A 17344-nucleotide genomic window follows, 5' to 3' on the forward strand; every position below is an offset into this window, starting at 1 on the left:
AAATCAGCGGTTGCGCCCAGTATAGATGACTTTCAAACGTCCGTTGTTAGCCCCGGAGAGCGCGCGGCGCACCTCCGCCGGCATGGGCGGGATTTCCGCATCGCGGACCGCCCGCAGCGTCAGCTCCTTCAGTGCCGGGTCGCAGCCTTTTTGGGTGATGACTTCCAGCCCCTCCACCTTGCCCTGGGCGTTGACGTAAAAGACGGCATCCAGTTGCCCCGACGCCCTGGCCTGCGACTGCAGCAGGTACAGGGTCCACTGCCTTTCCACACGCCCCACCACCAGCTTGCCGTAGCGGCTTGTCGGCGTCTCTTTCTTCAAGCCCGTGATCTTCTCGGCCTCTGTGTAGGGGACAAATCCCACATGGTTCGTCACATGTGCTTTGTTCCACGCCACCCGCGTCTCCAGCGCGGCGCGCTCTGCCGCGGTCAGCCCCGCCACTGGCAGGCCGCTTTTGCCCGGCGGCGGGATGTAGGCCTTGTACACCAGCCGCAGACAGCCCTCCTCCTTGGCCGTGAGTGCGCGGGCCACCTCCGCAGGCATGCGCGGCAGCTTCACCTTTTGGATCGCACCCTCTGTCAGACTGAGCAGGTCGGGGCTGGCCCCTTTGGCACCCACCACGCGCATCCGCTCCACCTTGCCCTTCTTGTTCACCCAGTAGCCCATCTCCATCCCGCCAAAGGCCGCATACGGCCGTCCCTGCGTCTGCGCCAGGTCATGCCGCCACTGCTTGTCCACCAGTTCGGAAACCTTGAGCGTGTAGCGCGCCTTGGGCGGTATCTTCAGCCCCGCCACCCCGCCCTTATCCGGCGCGCTGCAGGCACAAAGCAGGCCCGCCATCAGCACCATCACACCCCAGCCATTCAGTTTAGTAAAGCAGCACATTGAATTCGATTTTCAGACGTCCCTTGTCCTCTTTCGGCAGCAGCGGGATCACATCCGCAGGCATGGCTGGTATCTCAGCATCTTTGACCGCCCGCAAGGTTAATTCAGTCAGCGCCTGGGTGGACTCCTTGTCATTCACCACCTTCAGGCTTTCCACTGCGCCCTTCCTGTTCACGTAAAAGACGAGCTCCAGCCCGCCTTCCTTCACCTCATGCCGCCTCAGTCGGAGGTAGCTGTGCCATTTCTTTTCCACCGCCTGGATCACCAGCCGGGTGTAGCGCCCCTTGGGCGAGCCATCCACCTTCCGCGCCTGCGGCCGGGCCTTTTCATCCCTCTTCGCCAGCTCCTTGTCCGCCTCATCCATCATCTGGGTCAGCGGACCGGTGTCGGGCCTCGCCTCGATGCCAAAGGTGAGCTTCATGCGCCCGCCCTCCTCGGCACGCAGGGAGGAGGCGACCTCCGGCGGCATCGGCGGGATGTCCGCGTCGTGGATCGCACGCAGCGCGAGATCCGTCAGCACCGGCTGGGGGCGGCCCTCCGCTGCCGCACGCATGTTTTCCACTCCGCCCTTGGGATTGAGGTAAAAGACCACATTCACCAGCCCCGGCGGGGTGCCCGCCTGCCTGGCATGCAGCTGCCACTCCCTGTCCACCGCGTCTCTCACCTGCTGCACGTAGAGCATCCTCGGCGTGCTTTCCTCCTCCACCAGCCGCGCCCTCGGGGGCGGCAGCGCCGCTTTCCCGTCTGCCGCACCCGCCTTCACGGCGGCGGCATTGCCGGGAGAGGCGGGCAGATCCTTGAGCTCGCACAGGTGCAGGCCCTCCCTGGCCAGGCCAGGAACAACGCTGCCGTCAGGCCTCACCCCCATGGCCGGATTGATCGGTGAAACAACGGCCACGCAGGCCACCTGCAGCCGCCCGCCATCCTCTCCCCGCAGGGCGGAGGCCACCTCCTCAGGCATCGGCGGCAGCACCGTCTCGCGGATGGCCCGCAGCGTCAGCCCCGTGAGAGCCAGACTGGCGCCGATGCTCTCAGCCGCCCGGGCGTTTTGCACCTGGCCCTGCCTGTTCACGTCAAAGGCAGCCATCAGCCATCCCGGGCCCACGCCCTCCGTGCGCTGGCTGCGATACTCGTACCACGTCTTCTCCATCAGCCCGACCACCTGCCTCCGGTAGTGCTCAGTCGCCGTCAGTCCGGCATCCGCCGCCATCAGCGGCGTCGCGCACAGTCCAAGCAGCCCCGCAGCGAGCACCACCAGCGCAAGCGCCAGCCGCTGCATCACAGCCCGCATCTTCACAGCACCGCCAGCCTGCGCCCCCTGGCTGCGGCAGATCACAGGCCATGCCTCGCGGCCCGGCATCTCAGTAGATGAGCACATCGTACTCCATCTTGTAGCGCCCGCCGTCCTCGGCTGGCAGCAGCGGCAGCACATCCGCAGGGATGGGCGGGATCTCCGCATCCTGGATCGCCCGCACCGTCACCTCCGTCAGGATGGGGTTGGACTCCTTGTCATCGATGACGCGCAGCCCTTCCACCTTGCCCTTCGGGCTCACATAAAACAGCAGCTTCAGCCGCGCATACGTCAGGCCGTCCTGGCGCAGCTTCAGGTAGATGTGCCACTTGCGCTCCACCAGGCCGCGTACCTGGCGGTCATACACCCCCAGCGGCGTCTTCATCGCGTCCACCGAATCCTCCGTCCCGCGGTTGCTGATGGTGCCCTTCGTCTGCGACCTGCGCGTGTGCGGCGTGAAGGCGTTCGGGTCCTGGTTCCGCGTCGTCCGCGTCACCACCTCATCATCCACCACCGGCAGCGCCTTCAGGATGGGCTTTTCCTGCGGCGACGGCGGCGGCATGTCCTGCGCCGTGGCCGTCTTCTGGGGCGTCGGCTTCGTCCTCGGCGGTGCGTCCGGCGTCTTCTCCATCGGCACCGGCTTCATCAGCTCGATGGGCAGCAGGTTCTTGTCCACCTTCGCCAGCTCCTTGTCCGCCTCCTCCATCATCTTCGTCAGCGGCGTCTGGTCAGGCAGCACCTTCGCCATTTTCAGCTCCTTGTCAGCCTTTTCCGCCTCGCTCTTCGCGGGCTCCGGCTGCGGCTTCAGCATCTCCGGGGCCTGCACCGTCTCCGGCACCGGCGGCTGCGGCGGCGCAGCATCCTTCGGTTTCAGGATGGACGGCGGCGTCTGCGGGCTCGGCGGTGCGGGCGGCTGCGGCGTCAGCATCGCCACCTCCGGCGGCTGCGTCTTTGGCCTCGCGTCATCCTTGATGTCCCCGTTTTTGAAATCACGGTCCGCCATCTCCTGCATGTTGAACTTGTTGCCGTCCATCGTCGGCAGCGGCATCGTCGCGTCCGGAGAGGGCGCCTTCACCGTCGCCGCATTCGTGTTTCGGTCAGAAATGAAAGCCGCATTCTTCGGCGCGCTGTCCGCCGCCTGGTTCTGCGTGGTGCGCATGTAGGCCAGGCGCTCCTGCTTCGGCTTGGCGGGCGGCGGCGGCAGAAACTGGTCCGGGAAAAGCAGCACCTCCTCCTCTTTTTTCTCCACCTTCGGCGGCTGATGCGCCTCCCGCCACAGCCGGCGCGCCGCATCGCTCGCCATCACCCAGGCCAGCAGCAGAAGCAGCAGCGCATGCACCACCACCGTGCCGGTGATGGCAATGCGCAGATTGCTGCTGCGTTGGTTATCGATGGGAAAGATGTCAGTCACAGAGCAGGGCAAAAGCGGAAAGCCCCATGTCCCGTATAGTGCCCTCACCCCCCTCAGAATCAAATGCTGTTTACCGGGCCTGAGAGTCAAAAGGGCTAAGTCAAAAGGCAGAGCCCCATCCACCCCATCCACCCCATCCACCCCATCCACCCCATCCTCCCCATCCTCCCCATCCTCCCCATCCTCCCCATCCTCCCCATCCTCCCCATCCTCCCAACCCCAAGCCCTTCCCCCCTCTCTCCACACCCCGCTCATCCCCCATGCCGCAGGCCTTGCGGAGCGTGGTGGGATCAAGATGATCCCGCCACGCCAGAGCTTCGCCCAGCGCCACAGGAGCGCGGACTTCAGTCCGCAGCAGGTCGCCTGCACACAGCGTGCGTGACGGGTCTGCACACTGCGAAAACACGCGGGCCCTCGGAACGAAAAAGCATCGTCCCAGCGCAGGCATAACAGAACCGCGCTTGTCGCCATGGAAGAACGCCGCCTGTCAGCGGAGCGCTGTGGACCAAAGTCCGCGCTGCCATCCAGAAGCATCCGCAAACCCACGCCGTGTGGGGGGATCAAGATGATCCCCCTCCGTCCCAGCGCCTTCGCCCCTCCCCAGCCCTCCGGCGGAGAGGGATCGTCCCGATCCCTCACGCTCCCGCCACACCCACAGCCACCCGCGCCAGGGTCTGGTTCACCGCTTCCCTCACGCCACACCGCAGACTTTGCGCAGCGTGGTGGGATCAAGATGATCCCACTCCTCCAGCCCTCCGCCCAGCGTTTACCGGGTATCCACGCCACGCCCTCCGGCGGAGAGGGATCGTCCCGATCCCTCACGCTCCCGCCACACCCAACCCCTCCAGCATTCCCACACCCCAAAGCCCCCTCGCACATCCCCCCCGCACCGCCACACCCACCACCCTCCGGCATTTTACAATTTTCAGTTCCCATTTTGGAGTTTGCAGTCCCTCCCCAGCTCCTCCCCACCCACCCCACCGCCCTCTTCCCCTCTCCCCCCAAAAACAAAAAGGGCCCCCGTCTCCGGAAGCCCTTTTCACTTTTAACTTTTCACTTCACCCTCATTTCGCCGCCGCCTTGAAGACGATGGGAATGATGAGAATGGCCAGGATGTTCACCACCTTGATCATCGGGTTCACGGCAGGACCGGCGGTGTCCTTGTAGGGATCGCCCACCGTGTCGCCCGTCACTGCGGCCTGATGCGCAAAGCTGCCCTTGCCGCCGTGGCTGCCTTCTTCGATGTACTTCTTGGCATTGTCCCAGGCGCCACCGGCGCTCGTCATCGAGATGCCCACAAACAGGCCCGTCACGATCGTGCCGATCAGCACCCCGCCCAGCGCCTCCATGCCCAGATACGAGACGCCGATCACAAAGATCAGCGGCAGCAGCGCCGGCACGATCATCTGGCCCAGCGCCGCCTTCGTCACGATGTCCACGCACTGCGCGTAGTCAGGAGTCTCCGTACCGTTCAGGATGCCCGGCTTCGCCGTGATCTGGCGCCGCACCTCCATCACCACAGAGCCCGCAGCGCTGCCCACCGCGCTCATGCAGAAAGACGTGAACAGGAACGGCAGCAGCCCGCCGATGAACATGCCGATCACCACCTTGTGGTCCATCAGGTCAAACGCCACCTTGTGCCCCACGAAGGCCTGCAGGTCCTCCACATACGAGCCAAACAGCACCATCGCCGCCAGACCCGCGCTCGCGATCGCGTAGCCCTTCGTCACCGCCTTCATCGTGTTGCCCACGGCATCCAGCTCGTCCGTGATCTTGCGCACACCTTCCGGCAGTCCGGACATCACAGCGATGCCGCCCGCGTTGTCCGTGATCGGCCCAAACGCATCCAGAGAAATCACAATGCCCGAGAGGGAGAGCATGGACACCACCGCAATCGCGATGCCATACAGACCTGCCAGATCATAGCAGTACCAGATCGAGGCCGCGATCGCCAGCACCGGCAGCAGCGTCGCCTGATTGCCGATGCTGATGCCCGCGATGATGTTCGTCGCGTGGCCGGTTTCCGAGGCCTTCGCGATCTTGCGCACCGGGCCGTAGTGCGTGCTCGTGTAGTAGTTCGTGATCCACACCACCAGCAGCGTCATCACCAGACCCACCACCGCGCAGTAAAAGAGGTTCGCATGAGACACCGCCACCTCGCCGATCTTGAGCCCCTCAGGGAAGATCGAGCCCGTGGCCCACCAGAACAGGCCCGATGCCACGATGCCAGACACCGCCACCCCGCACACCAGCGACGTCGTCGCCTCCTGCTTGATGAAGTTCACCCAGCCGATGCCGATCAGGGACGCGATGATCGCCAGACCGCAAAGCACAAACGGATACACCACCGCTGCCTCCGTGCCCACCGTCAGGTGGCCCACCAGCACGCCGCCGATCAGGCTCACCGCGTACGTTTCAAACACGTCCGCCGCCATGCCGGCGCAGTCGCCCACGTTGTCGCCCACATTGTCGGCGATAGTGGCCGGATTGCGCGGATCGTCCTCGTTCAGATTCTGCTCGTTCTTGCCCACCAGGTCAGCGCCCACGTCGGCCGCCTTCGTATAAATACCGCCGCCCAGACGTGCAAACACGCTGATCAGAGAGCTGCCCAGCGCCAGACCCACCAGCGAGTCGATCGCGTGCTTCGCATGCGCCCCCGTGCCGCGCACGATGAGGTAAAACACACCCACAGAAAGAAGACCCAGCGCCACCACCAGCAGGCCCGTCACCGCGCCGCCGTTGAAGGCCACCTTCAGCGCCGGATGGCTGCCCACGGAGGCCGCCTGCGCCGTGCGCACATTCGCCCGCACCGCGATCATCATGCCGATGTAGCCAGCGGCCAGGGAGCACACCGCGCCCACCACAAAGCCCGCCGCCGTCAGTCCGCCGCGCAGCCACCATACCGCCGCCAGGATCACCACTGCGATCAGGCTCACCGAGACGATCTGCCGGTTCAGGTAAGCCTTCGCCCCCTGCTGGATCGCGCTCGCGATCACATGCATCCTCTCATTCCCAGCATCAGACCCCACCACCTGGCGGATCAGGATAAACGCAAATACCAAGCCCACGACAGCGAGGGCGATGGCCAGAGTGATGCCATTGGTCAACAAGAATGAAGGAGCCATGATTGAAGAATAGAGGGACGAATGAAGGGATGGAGCGACCGCCCAGTCTGGTAGGAACCGGACCGGGTAAAGCCGCGAACTCTAGCTAGTCGCAAATTACTGGCAAGAACTTGCTCAGAGTTTTCTCTTTTCCCTCAATTTTCTCCTCCCGCCCCTCCCCCTCGCCCTCCTTACACAAAAGCCCGCAATCCCCCTCCCATTTTCCATTCCCAGTTTGCAGTTTTCCATTCTTCCATCAGCCACGCCCTGATCCTCAAACATCCTCCTCCCAAAAAAAGAGAGACCTGCCCCGCCTCTTTCTCTTCCCCACCCCGGTTCAGCTGCAAAGCCCCTCAGCTGCCGCAGCTCCTCCATCTCGCTTTGCTGATGTTGATGCTCCTTAAAAAGGCGCCAAGCATTTGGCTGTTTCGGTCAAGCTTGAGAGTTGAGGTATGCGCCCCGAGAACCAGTGATGCTTGGGGGATGGGAGTTGGCAGGCATGGCAACCGGTTGTACTCCCGCCTGCTCCGCGCTGCCAAGGTGAACACGCGAGAGAGTTAAAAAACCACTGACCAACAATGTTTTGCAACGCTTCCCTGCCAAATGCCTGGCATCTTTTTTTGACAGCAATGAAAATCGATGAATTAAAAAAACGTATCGCTAACTTTGAAAATGTAGACCTAATCGGCACTGTGTCTGACGATCTCATCAGACAAGCCGAAGCGGAACTAGGCTTTAAGCTACCGTCGCAATATCGCGCATTCATTTCCAATTTCGGCTGCGGAGGAATTGAATCGGAGGAGTTTATCGGCCTTGGTGGCCCAGAGCATCTCAATGTTTCAAAAATGGTGGTAAGACTCAAAGGGAAAAACCGAGCGCTTCCGCATCATCTTTTACCGCTGCGGGCAGATGGCTTTGGCAATTACGACTGTGTTGATTTGCAACAACCCAGAGACGGTGCCGAATTCGCTATAGTGAGGTGGGTTCATGACGCTACAGTGGAGGATCAACATGAAGTTGTAGCTGACTCTTACTGGCAATGGTTTGAGTCCATATTGACGATGATCGAGAGTTCGGAATGAAATAGAACAACGGGGAAAAAGATGCCTGAAAAAAAAGACACCGAAAAATGCCAGTCATTTAGTTTTTTTGGACCAACAAGCCCTCTCTCAAGGCGCAAACACCGCCACCAGTAGCCCGACCAACATCGTACCGGCGAGGAAGAAATAGACGCCAATGGTAATCCAGAACATCACAAAATTTTCTTCCTCGGTGTAGATGCCGCCGCGGCCGCGGACTCTGCCGCTGCGAATGCCTTTAATGGCCAGATACAATAGCACCGAGGTGACGAGCAGCAGCACCAATAGCATCCCCATGCGAGACATGGCGAGCATGGGGGACAGGTGGAACCCTGGTATGCAGCATTCAAACATGGCTTCGACTCTCTGCCAAAAAAAGATGCCAGGCATTTAGTTGATTGACCAGATCATTCTACAGCCAATATGAATGGGCTTCCAATACCATCACAAATCGAAGTCGAAAGACACGCGAGAAAAGCTGAAAAAGTAATGACTCGATAAACTTAAGCCATCGGTATGGAAGTTGAGAATAATAAAAATACATTCGGTCTAATTTTGTACATTTTAGCCGCATATTTTTTAAGCTTCTCCCTAATAATTATTTTAACAATATTGAATATACTAGACTTGGAATCTCTTACGGGAACCATTGTGATAGCTATTTATTATCCTTTGTTTTGGCTTAATGACAATATGGCAACAGTTCACTCTTTTTTTTGAGTTCATAATAAAGTTGTTTCTTCCATAAAGAAAAGAATGAACCAACAAGCCAACCAATGGCGCGGAAAAGTATGCCAGAAAAAAATGCCGGGCATTTAGTTGATTCGGTGGCATGAGCGGGGCTGGCTGGATAGCCCCCCTTCCCCATGTGGGCGGCTCTTGTCACTCACTCCTTTTCACTCTCTTCTCTATCCCTTCCACCAGCTCCCGCTTCGCCACGCGCTTGTTGGTCCGCTTCACCAGATCCACCAGCGCAGCCTTCGCAGCCGCCACCTCCTCCGGTGTCAGCAGCACCTCCTCAAAGTCCACGATGTAGGACGTCAGGCTGGTGTCGATCACATACTCCGGCAGCTCCGTTTTAAAAGCGCTCCCGCCCATGAAAAAGATCACCGGGCGAAACTTCGCCAGCGGCAGGTTCAGCAGCTTCGCCAGCGCCGCCATGTGCAGCTTGTTCTGCCAGATCGGATTTTGAAACGAGCACTTCCCTCCCGAGCTGAAAGTCTGCGTCCACTTCGGCTGGTTTTCAGAGCCGTAGATCCAGCCCGTGTAGTTCTTCGTCTCGATCACAAAGATCCCGAACGGCGACACCACCACATGGTCCACCTGCGTCAGCCCGTCCCCGTCCGGGCGCGGCAGATACAGATCGCTGAAGCCCTGATAAAACGCCTTGTCCAGCAGGCGGAAAGTACCCTGATTCACCAGCGCCTCCCCCAGCATTCCTTTGGCCGAGGCCCTGAAGCGCCGCAAAAAAAAGCGCAGAGCATAGATCCCGCCTGCCATCAGAAAGATCGGCAGCACGGGCTTAACGAGCGTGTGGTACACAGCATTTGGGTCGGTCATCGCACACGACTCTCCGCAGCAATCGCCCCGCCTCAAGCCCCACGCGCGCGCTGCGCACCTGCCATCGTCGTTGCCGCCAGCAGCAGCGGAAGCAGGCCTGTCCCGGCGCCTAGCCGTGCACCAGGCCCATCTTCTGGATGTAGGCCGCCTCGCGCAGGCGGCACAGCCGGTTTTCCACGCGCTCGCGCCTCAGCTTTTCCACCAGGGCCGCCCTCACGTCCTCGCTCACGCTCTCATACGGCCGCACCCCGGACTCGCGGCGGCCGTCCACCCGCAGCACGATGTAGGCGTCCGGCTGCTCGATCACCTCGCTCAGCATCCCCACCTTCGTGCGCCCGATCACCTGGCCCACCCGCTCAGAAATGTCCGCCAGACTCGTCCACGGCCATGCCCCGCCCTCCTCCGCGCGGCTGTCCTTGCTGTACTCACGCGCCACCTCCGCAAAGTCGCCCCCGTTCAGCAGCCGCGTGCGCAGCCCCTCCGCCAGAGCGCGCGCATTCTCCTCCGTGCGCCGCACCGTCAGCGTGTGCAGCCGCACAGACTCCGGCCCCCGCCAGCGCTGCACATTCTCCTCGTAGTACCTGCGCACCATCTCCTCCGTCACCTCCACGTTGTTCGCGATCTTCTCGCGCACCGCGCTCGCGATGATCATGCGCTCCCGCAGCTGCCGGTACTTGTCAAACGTCATGCCCAGCGTGCTCAGCTCCGCCAGCAGCGCCTCCCGGTCTCCCCGGAAGGCCGCCTGCGTCTCGTGCCGCACATCCTCGTCGATGTCCTCCTGGCTGATCATCCCGCCCAGCCGGAAAAACTCATCCTCCAGCAGCTGAAAGTCGATCAGCCCGTCCAGCGCATGCTGCCGCACCTCCGCCAGCTCATGCGCCAGCCGCTGCGGGTCATTGGCAAACTGCACCTGCAGCCCCTGCACCTGCGCCCGTACCATCATCTCCAGGTCCGAGGCCAGGATGGGCATTCCGTTCACCTTGGCCACCACGCGCTCCGTCGCCTTGTCCTTCGGTGCATCCCCGTTCAGCGCACGCGCCGTGCCCCCCGCCGTCGCCAGCAGCAGCACCAGGATCGCCAGCCCCGCCCCCGCACGCCATCGGGCCCCTCCGGCAAAAGACCGCTTCGGCAGACGACGATGACCCTGGGTGGCGATCAGCTTCATGTCAGATTCGTAACACACCCCCCGCCGCACCGTCGAGCCCCACTGGATAGGTCTTAGTCCTAACCTCACTCCCCCGCCGCCCGTCCCTCCCCTGTCCCCCGCCGCCCCATAATCCTACTTGCTCTATGGGGCTTGAGACTGCATATCCTATGCAGAGATATGCGACTGACCAAACGAGGCGAATACGCACTGCGCACCATGATCCGGCTCGGCATCGCCGAGCGCCAGAATGAGGGCGTCATTTCCGTTTCCACCCTCGCCGAGCAGGAGCACCTCCCCTTCAAGTTCCTTGAGGCCATCCTCTTCGAGCTCCGCAATGCCGGCTACGTGGAAAGCCAGCGCGGCAAGTACGGCGGCACCCGCCTCGCCAAGCCCATGAAATCCATCAAGATGGGAGAGATCGTCCGCCTCATCGACGGCAAGCTCGCCCCCATCGGCTGCGCCAGCGAGACCGAGTATGAAAAGTGCACCTGCCCGGACGAGACCCACTGCGGCCTCCGCATGCTCATGATCGACGTGCGCAACGCCATCGCCAACATCCTCGACCGCTACACCCTGGAAAACGTCGTCGAAGTCACCCTGCGCAAGCAGGAGCAGTGCGCCACCCAGCCAAAGAAAAAGGCCCGGGAAAAAGGCAGCACCCGCGCCCGCCACGCCGACCCCTCAGACGGCTTCCTCGCCGTGCTGCTGGAGTCCAAGCCCTGACGCACCCCGCGCAAAGGCGCAGCCCCCCCTGCCTGCCAGGAGCACAGCGCCAGCCATCGCGCCCCCGCCCAGCCGCCCAGCACCAGCCGGGCGGCCTTGCAGCGCCCTCCGGGCAAAGGCGCCACCCCGCACTGGGAGCCGCCTCCCGGCATGGGCGCACTTCCGGAATGCAGCAGGCAAACCAAAGCCCGCGAGGCCCGTCGCAACCCATTACCTACATGATAGGTATATATTAAATTTGCGTATATTTAGAGCCAAGGCGTGAAATCGCACACTCCCGCTCAAAAACTTTTTATTCCTACTTGCGCAGTGTATATTTACCGTGATACCATTTGCCACGCCACCGGCACCCCGCCGCACCCCCAAACCTCCCGCCCCTCTTCATCCCCATGGCCAGCCAACCCGCAGAAATCGAAGTCGAGACATGGATCGAGATCGTGAGGCAGAAAGTCTCCGCCCTCAGGTTTGGCTCCGTCCAGATCATCGTCCATGAAGGCCGCGTCACCCAGGTGGAGAGCACTGAGAAAACCCGCCTCGCCGCAGACCTCCCCGCCCCCCGGCCGCAGCGCTAGCGCCGCCCTCCGCCCCGCCACCCATCCCCACCCTAAAACCACGTCCTGCCATGTCCTACCACCAAAACATCGTTGACTCCATCGGGCGCACGCCCCTCGTCAGGCTGAACCGCATCTCCGTCGGCCTCGGCGCCACCATCGCCCTCAAGGGCGAGTTCAAGGAGCCCCTCGGCAGCGTCAAGGACCGCATCGGCCGCGCCATGATCGAGGCCGCGGAGGCGGACGGCCGCCTCACCCCCGGCACCACCATCATCGAGCCCACCTCGGGAAACACCGGCATCGCCCTCGCCTTTGTCGCCGCCGCCAAAGGCTACCGCCTCATCCTCACCATGCCCGAGACCATGAGCCTGGAGCGCCGCACCCTCCTCACCCTCCTCGGCGCAGAGCTGGAGCTCACCCCCGGCCCCAAGGGCATGAAAGGCGCCATCGAGCGCGCCCATGAGATCCACGCCGCCACGCCCGGCTCGTGGATCCCCCAGCAGTTTGAAAACCCCGCCAACCCCGAGGCCCACCGCCGCACCACCGCCGAGGAAATCTGGGCGGACACCGAAGGGAAGATCGACATCTTCGTCGCCGCCGTCGGCACCGGCGGCACCATCACCGGCGTCAGCGAGGTCATCAAATCCCGCAAGCCCTCGCTCCAGGCCATCGCCGTGGAGCCCGCCGCCTCCCCCGTCATCACCCAGACGCTCAATGGCCAGCCCGTCGTCCCCGGCCCGCACAAGATCCAGGGCACCGGCGCCGGCTTCGTGCCAAAGAACCTCAACCTCGGCATCCTCGACGGCGTCATCCAGGTCAGCAATGAAGACGCCATCCGCACCGCCCAGCGCCTCGCCCGCGAGGAGGGCCTGCTCGTCGGCATCTCCACCGGCGCCAATGTGTGGGCCGCGCTCCAGGTCGCCGCACGTCCGGAGAATGCCGGCAGGCTCATCGTCACCGTCGGCTGCAGCACCGGAGAGCGCTACCTCTCCACCGCCCTCGCAGACGAGGCCCGCGCCAAAGTCGGCTCCTAGCCACACCATGACCCACCACAAACTCTTATTTCCCCATGTCCGCCATCCCGTCCGCCCTCACCTACACCGGAGACAGCATTCCCCGGCCCCTCACACGCAGGCGCTACTTTGTGCTGCGTGAGCCCGCCGCAGAGATCGAGCGCAGCACCTTCATCCCCAAGATCATCTCCAAGCCCCTGAACCCCGGCTACGGCTTCAAGTTCGCCATCTTCGCCGGCATCCATGGCGACGAGGAGGCCGGCACCCTCGCCGCCTTTGACCTCATCCGCTGGGCCTCCGAGCAGCCCGTGGAGCTGCACGACTACGAGCTGCACATCTACCCCGTCTGCAATCCCACCGGCCGCCGCTCCCACACACGCCACTCCGGCAGCGGCGTCGATCTCAACCGCCAGTTCTGGCATGAGTCCACCGAGCCCGAGATCCAGTACCTCGAAGGCGAGCTCCGCCGTGAGAAATACGACGGCATCATCTCCCTGCACTCAGACAGTGACAGCGACGGCGTCTACGGCTTCGTCGGCGGCTCCTTCCTCAGCGAGCACCTGCTCAAGCCCGCGCTGCAGGCCGCCTCCAAGATCCTCCCCCGCAACGACGCCCACGTCATCGACGGCTTCCTCGCAGACAAAGGCATCATCCGCGAAGGCTACCTCGGCATGCTCACCGCACCGCCTGGGCAGTCCGCCTCCGCCCTGGAGATCGTCTTTGAGACCCCCTCCCTCGCGCCCATGCCCCTGCAGGTGGCCGCCACCCTCGCCGCAGTGAAAACCATCCTCGCCCGCTACCGCCAGCTCCAGTCCTACGCCCCCAATCTCTGATCCCCTTCCCCCACCCCGCCCCCAGCCATGAACAAACGCCGCTTCCTCCGCCTCAGCACCCTCTCCGCCGCCTCCCTCGCCAGCTGCGGAAAGCCCCCCGCAGACCCCAAGGCCCCCCTGCGCTTCGGCCACTTCCCCAACATCACCCACGTCCAGGGCCTCGTGGCCCACCAGCTCAGCCGCCAGGGCAAAGGCTGGTTTGAGCCCCGCCTCGGCGTGCCCGTGGAGTGGTTCGTGTACAATGCCGGCCCCTCCGCCACCGAGGCCATCTTTGCCCGCGCGCTGGACGTCACCTACATCGGCCCCAGCCCCGCGCTCAATGCCTACGCCAAGTCCAAAGGCACCGAGCTGCGCATCCTCGCCGGCGCCGCCACCGGGGGCAATGCCCTCGTCGTGCGCCCTGCCGCCAGCATCGCCACCCCCGCAGACTTCAAAGGCAAGCGCATCGCCACCCCGCAGCTCGGCAACACCCAGGACGTGCAGCTCCGCGCCTGGCTCTCTGACAACGGCCTCAAAGTCACCCAGACCGGCGGAGACGCCACCGTCCTGCCCACGCAAAACCCCGACCAGCTCGCCCTCTTCCTCAAAGGAGAGATCGACGCCGTCTGGACCGTCGAGCCCTGGGTCTCACGCCTCGAGCTCGAAGCCGGCGGCAAAGTCTTCGTCGATGACAATGACACCCTCGTCACCGTCCTCGCCTCCAGCACCGCCTTCGTCACCCAGCGCCCCGAGCTCGCCAAAAAGCTCCTCGCCGCCCATGCCGAGCTCACCACCTGGATCAAGGAGCACCCCGCCGAGGCCCGCGAGCTCATCAAGGCAGAGCTCAAGGAGCTCACCACCAAGGCCCCCGGAGACCCGCTCCTCGACCGCTCGCTCCCCCGCGTCGTCCTCACCCCGGACGTCTCACGCGCGGCGCTCGACCACATGGTGGACTCCGCCAAGAAGGCCGGCTTCCTCCACGACATCCCCTCCCTCGACGCCCTCCTTCCCAGACTCTGATCCTCGCCCCCTCCTTCTCTCTCCCCCCGTACACCTCCTGAAATGACTCTGGCCGACGAACTCAGCAATCCCACCCCCGCAAAGCTCCAGGTGCAAAACGTCTCCAAGATCTATCACGGAGCACGTCAGACCGTCCACGCCCTGCAGGACATCAATCTCCAGGTGGCCGAGGGGGAGTTTGTCTGCCTCCTCGGCGCCAGCGGCTGCGGCAAAAGCACTTTGCTCAACCTCATCGCCGGCCTGGAGTCCCCCACCTCCGGCGCCATCCTCGCAGACGGCCAGCCCGTCACCGGGCCCGGCCGCCAGCGCATGGTCATGTTTCAGGAGCACGCCCTCTTCCCCTGGCTCGATGTCATCAGCAACGTCCTCTTCGGCCTCAACCTCAAGCCCGGCCTCAGCGATGATGACCGCAAGCAGCTTGCCATGTTCTACCTGAAGCTGGTAGGCCTGGAAAACTTCGCCCATGCCAACATCCACGAGCTCTCCGGCGGCATGAAGCAGCGCGTCGCCCTCGCACGCGCCCTCGCCCCCAATCCCCGCGTCCTCCTCATGGACGAGCCCTTTGCCGCGCTCGACGCCATGACCCGCGAGCAGCTCTACGCCGACCTGCAGGACATCCAGCAAAAGCGCTGCAAGACCGTCGTCTTCGTCACCCACAACGTGCGCGAGGCCGTCTGCCTCGGAGACCGCGTCCTCCTCTTCAGCCCCCGTCCCGGCCGCATCCAGGCCGAGTACGTCGTCAAGCTCCCGCGTCAGCGCGACATCAATGACGTCGCCGTCGCCCAGATCGCCAGCGCCATCACCACCGAACTCAAAAAACACTCCTCCCACTCCCTCGCATGACCCGTGTGCTGCGCCCCCTGGCCTTCTTCGCCGTACTCATCGTCCTCTGGGAGGCCGCCTCCCGCGCCGGGTGGTGGTCCCCCGTGCTCGTGCCCTCCCCGCTCTCCATCGGGCAGTACCTGCTCGCCTCCCTGGCGGACGGCACGCTCCTCGCCGCAGGCCTCGTCACCCTCACGCGCCTCGGCATCGGCTACCTCATCGGCCTGCTGCTCGGCATCCCCCTCGGGCTGCTCACCGCGCGCTTCCGCTTTGCGGCAGACACCCTCGGCGTGCTCGCCCTCGGCCTGCAGACGCTGCCCAGCGTCTGCTGGGTGCCCCTCTCCCTGCTCTGGTTTGGGCAGACGGAGACCGCCATGCTCTTCATCGTCGTCATGGGCACGCTCTGGGCCGTCCTGCTCGCCACGGACCACGGCATCCGCCAGATCCCGCCCATCTACCGCCGCGCCGCCACCACCATGGGCTCCAGTGGCTTTCACCTCCTGTGGCACGTGCTGCTGCCCGCCAGCCTGCCCCACCTCGTCAGCGGCATGAAGCAGGGCTGGGCCTTCGCCTGGCGCTCCCTCATGGCCGCGGAGATCTACGTCACCGTCCTCACCGGCTTCGGCCTCGGCCACCTCCTGCATTATGGCCGCGAGCTCCAGGCCATGGACCAGGTGGCCGCCATCATGCTCGTCATCCTCATCGTCGGCTTCCTCGCGGACAAGGCCCTCTTCAGCCCCTGGGAGCGCTTTCTGCGCAAGCGCTGGGGCCTCTCCTAGCCCGCCGCACGCACCCGCATGCCGCTCTTCTTCCTCCTCACCTGCGCCGCCAGCCTGGGAGTCTCCTTCTTCTGCTCCCTCACGGAGGCCGTCCTCCTCAGCCTCAATCCCCTGGACCTGAGGCTGCAGGAGAAAAAAGGCGTGCTCCACGCCGCGCGCTGGCTCGCGCTGAAGAACCGCATCGAGCACCCCATCTCCGCCATCCTTGCCTTCAACACCCTGGCAAACACCGGACTCGCCACCCTCGCAGGCGCGCTCTTCACCGGCCTCTACGGCGCAGACTGGCTCTGGCTCTTCTCCATCGTCATGAGCGCCGCCGTCCTCTTTGGCGGCGAGATGGCCCCCAAGATCCTCGGCGTGCACCAGCCCGCGCGCTACGCCCCGCGCCTCATCCGCCCGCTCTCCTGGATGATCTTCCTCTGCCACCCGCTCATCCTCCTCATGGAAAAATTCTGCGAGCGGCTCAAGGCGGGCTCCAGGGACCACCGCAGCCAGAGCGACCACATCATGGACATCATCACGCTCGTGCAGTCCGCGCGCGCAGAGCAGCTCCTCCACAGCCATGAGGAGATCATCATGATCCATGCCGCCACGCTCAGCGCACGCCGCATCAAGACCGCCATGGTGCCACGCTCCGCCGTCAAAATCTTCGACACCCGCCTCACCCTCCACGAGAACGTCCGGGCCCTCGGCCCCAAGCTCCACCGCAGCTACCCCGTCAGCCCCACCGGCAGCGCAGACCGCATCACCGGCTACATCCGCGTACGCGAGCTCTTCCAGCACAATCTCTCCCAGCCCGGCGCCGCCTGGACGCACCTCATCCGCCCCGTGCTCCACATCAGCAGCATGGCCTCCCTCACGCAGCTTCTGACCCTCTTCCTCGAGCAGCACGAGATCGCCTCCCTCGTCGATGACGCCTCCGGGCAAATGACCGGCTGGGTGACCATGGACGACGTCATGAAAGTCCTCATGGGCGCGCGCGTCTAGCCGCGCCCCCTCGCCTCCCTGCGGCGCAAAAAAACTCCAAATCTCTACTGGACAAGGATGATTTAAACATCTAATACCATCCTAATTAGATAGGGATTAAAAGCAGGCCGCGCCTTCATCGCCGTCCGCCGCCCACTCCCTGCCGATCCGACACACGGAA

General features: G+C 63.6%; 16 protein-coding genes. 9 read left to right on the forward strand and 7 right to left on the reverse strand.

The features are described from left to right. Positions 1 to 3: 3 nt before the first annotated feature. The 4 genes from ACFQDI_RS22805 to ACFQDI_RS22820 form a co-directional block, all read right to left on the reverse strand. Positions 4 to 885: an energy transducer TonB gene (locus tag ACFQDI_RS22805; RefSeq protein WP_377171340.1), complete on the reverse strand. Its 882-nt coding sequence runs from the start codon at positions 883 to 885 to the stop codon at positions 4 to 6. Further along, the gene (locus tag ACFQDI_RS22810) at positions 869 to 2263 is read right to left on the reverse strand and encodes a hypothetical protein (protein WP_377171342.1); all 1395 of its coding nucleotides are present in this window, start codon (positions 2261 to 2263) and stop codon (positions 869 to 871) included. Before ACFQDI_RS22810 ends, ACFQDI_RS22805 begins: the two co-directional genes overlap by 17 nt. After that, on the reverse strand, positions 2247 to 3587 hold the full coding sequence (locus tag ACFQDI_RS22815; protein ID WP_377171344.1) for a hypothetical protein: 1341 nt from the start codon (positions 3585 to 3587) through the stop codon (positions 2247 to 2249). The genes ACFQDI_RS22810 and ACFQDI_RS22815 overlap by 17 nt, the downstream gene beginning before the upstream one ends. Positions 3588 to 4651: 1064 nt before the next feature. Next, positions 4652 to 6712, reverse strand: coding sequence for a sodium-translocating pyrophosphatase (locus tag ACFQDI_RS22820; protein WP_377171346.1), 2061 nt, complete (start codon positions 6710 to 6712; stop codon positions 4652 to 4654). A gap of 608 nt (positions 6713 to 7320) precedes the next feature. On the opposite strand from ACFQDI_RS22820, the gene ACFQDI_RS22825 reads away from it, so the two are divergent. Continuing rightward, complete coding sequence (locus ACFQDI_RS22825; protein WP_377171348.1) at positions 7321 to 7773, forward strand: SMI1/KNR4 family protein; 453 nt, start codon at positions 7321 to 7323, stop codon at positions 7771 to 7773. A gap of 87 nt (positions 7774 to 7860) precedes the next feature. Here the strand turns inward: ACFQDI_RS22825 and ACFQDI_RS22830 are convergent, their stop codons facing one another. The 3 genes from ACFQDI_RS22830 to ACFQDI_RS22840 all read right to left on the reverse strand — a co-directional run bounded on the left by ACFQDI_RS22830 (position 7861) and on the right by ACFQDI_RS22840 (position 10495). Further along, positions 7861 to 8085, reverse strand: coding sequence for a hypothetical protein (locus ACFQDI_RS22830; protein ID WP_377171350.1), 225 nt, complete (start codon positions 8083 to 8085; stop codon positions 7861 to 7863). Between the two features lie 567 nt (positions 8086 to 8652). After that, on the reverse strand, positions 8653 to 9330 hold the full coding sequence (locus ACFQDI_RS22835; RefSeq protein WP_377171352.1) for a nuclease-related domain-containing protein: 678 nt from the start codon (positions 9328 to 9330) through the stop codon (positions 8653 to 8655). A 109-nt stretch (positions 9331 to 9439) separates the two neighbouring features. After that, positions 9440 to 10495 (reverse strand): peptidyl-prolyl cis-trans isomerase, encoded by a 1056-nt coding sequence (locus ACFQDI_RS22840; protein ID WP_377171354.1) that lies wholly within the window; start codon positions 10493 to 10495, stop codon positions 9440 to 9442. Positions 10496 to 10654: 159 nt separating this feature from the next. Here ACFQDI_RS22840 and ACFQDI_RS22845 point away from each other — a divergent pair, with 159 nt between their 5' ends. The 8 genes from ACFQDI_RS22845 (at position 10655) to ACFQDI_RS22880 (ending at position 17184) form a co-directional block, all read left to right on the forward strand. Then, entirely contained in the window at positions 10655 to 11200 is a 546-nt protein-coding gene (locus ACFQDI_RS22845; protein WP_377171357.1) for an RrF2 family transcriptional regulator, read from the forward strand. Positions 11201 to 11589: 389 nt separating this feature from the next. Next, a complete protein-coding gene (locus tag ACFQDI_RS22850; RefSeq protein WP_377171359.1) occupies positions 11590 to 11772 on the forward strand; it encodes a YezD family protein in 183 nt (60 codons plus the stop codon). A gap of 50 nt (positions 11773 to 11822) precedes the next feature. After that, complete coding sequence (gene cysK, locus ACFQDI_RS22855) at positions 11823 to 12785, forward strand: cysteine synthase A (protein ID WP_377171361.1); 963 nt, start codon at positions 11823 to 11825, stop codon at positions 12783 to 12785. A gap of 35 nt (positions 12786 to 12820) precedes the next feature. Further along, positions 12821 to 13597 (forward strand): M14 family metallopeptidase, encoded by a 777-nt coding sequence (locus ACFQDI_RS22860; RefSeq protein WP_377171364.1) that lies wholly within the window; start codon positions 12821 to 12823, stop codon positions 13595 to 13597. A gap of 27 nt (positions 13598 to 13624) precedes the next feature. Continuing rightward, the gene (locus ACFQDI_RS22865) at positions 13625 to 14596 is read left to right on the forward strand and encodes an ABC transporter substrate-binding protein (RefSeq protein WP_377171366.1); all 972 of its coding nucleotides are present in this window, start codon (positions 13625 to 13627) and stop codon (positions 14594 to 14596) included. Between the two features lie 42 nt (positions 14597 to 14638). Continuing rightward, positions 14639 to 15439: an ABC transporter ATP-binding protein gene (locus ACFQDI_RS22870; RefSeq protein ID WP_377171368.1), complete on the forward strand. Its 801-nt coding sequence runs from the start codon at positions 14639 to 14641 to the stop codon at positions 15437 to 15439. Continuing rightward, a complete protein-coding gene (locus ACFQDI_RS22875) occupies positions 15436 to 16197 on the forward strand; it encodes an ABC transporter permease (protein WP_377171370.1) in 762 nt (253 codons plus the stop codon). The genes ACFQDI_RS22870 and ACFQDI_RS22875 overlap by 4 nt, the downstream gene beginning before the upstream one ends. An 18-nt stretch (positions 16198 to 16215) precedes the next feature. Then, positions 16216 to 17184, forward strand: a complete 969-nt coding sequence (locus ACFQDI_RS22880) for a CNNM domain-containing protein (RefSeq protein ID WP_377171372.1) — start codon at positions 16216 to 16218, stop codon at positions 17182 to 17184. Positions 17185 to 17344 lie beyond the last annotated feature (160 nt).

Origin of the sequence: Prosthecobacter fluviatilis (genome assembly GCF_042655725.1) — a bacterium.
Taxonomy (GTDB): domain Bacteria; phylum Verrucomicrobiota; class Verrucomicrobiia; order Verrucomicrobiales; family Verrucomicrobiaceae; genus Prosthecobacter; species Prosthecobacter fluviatilis.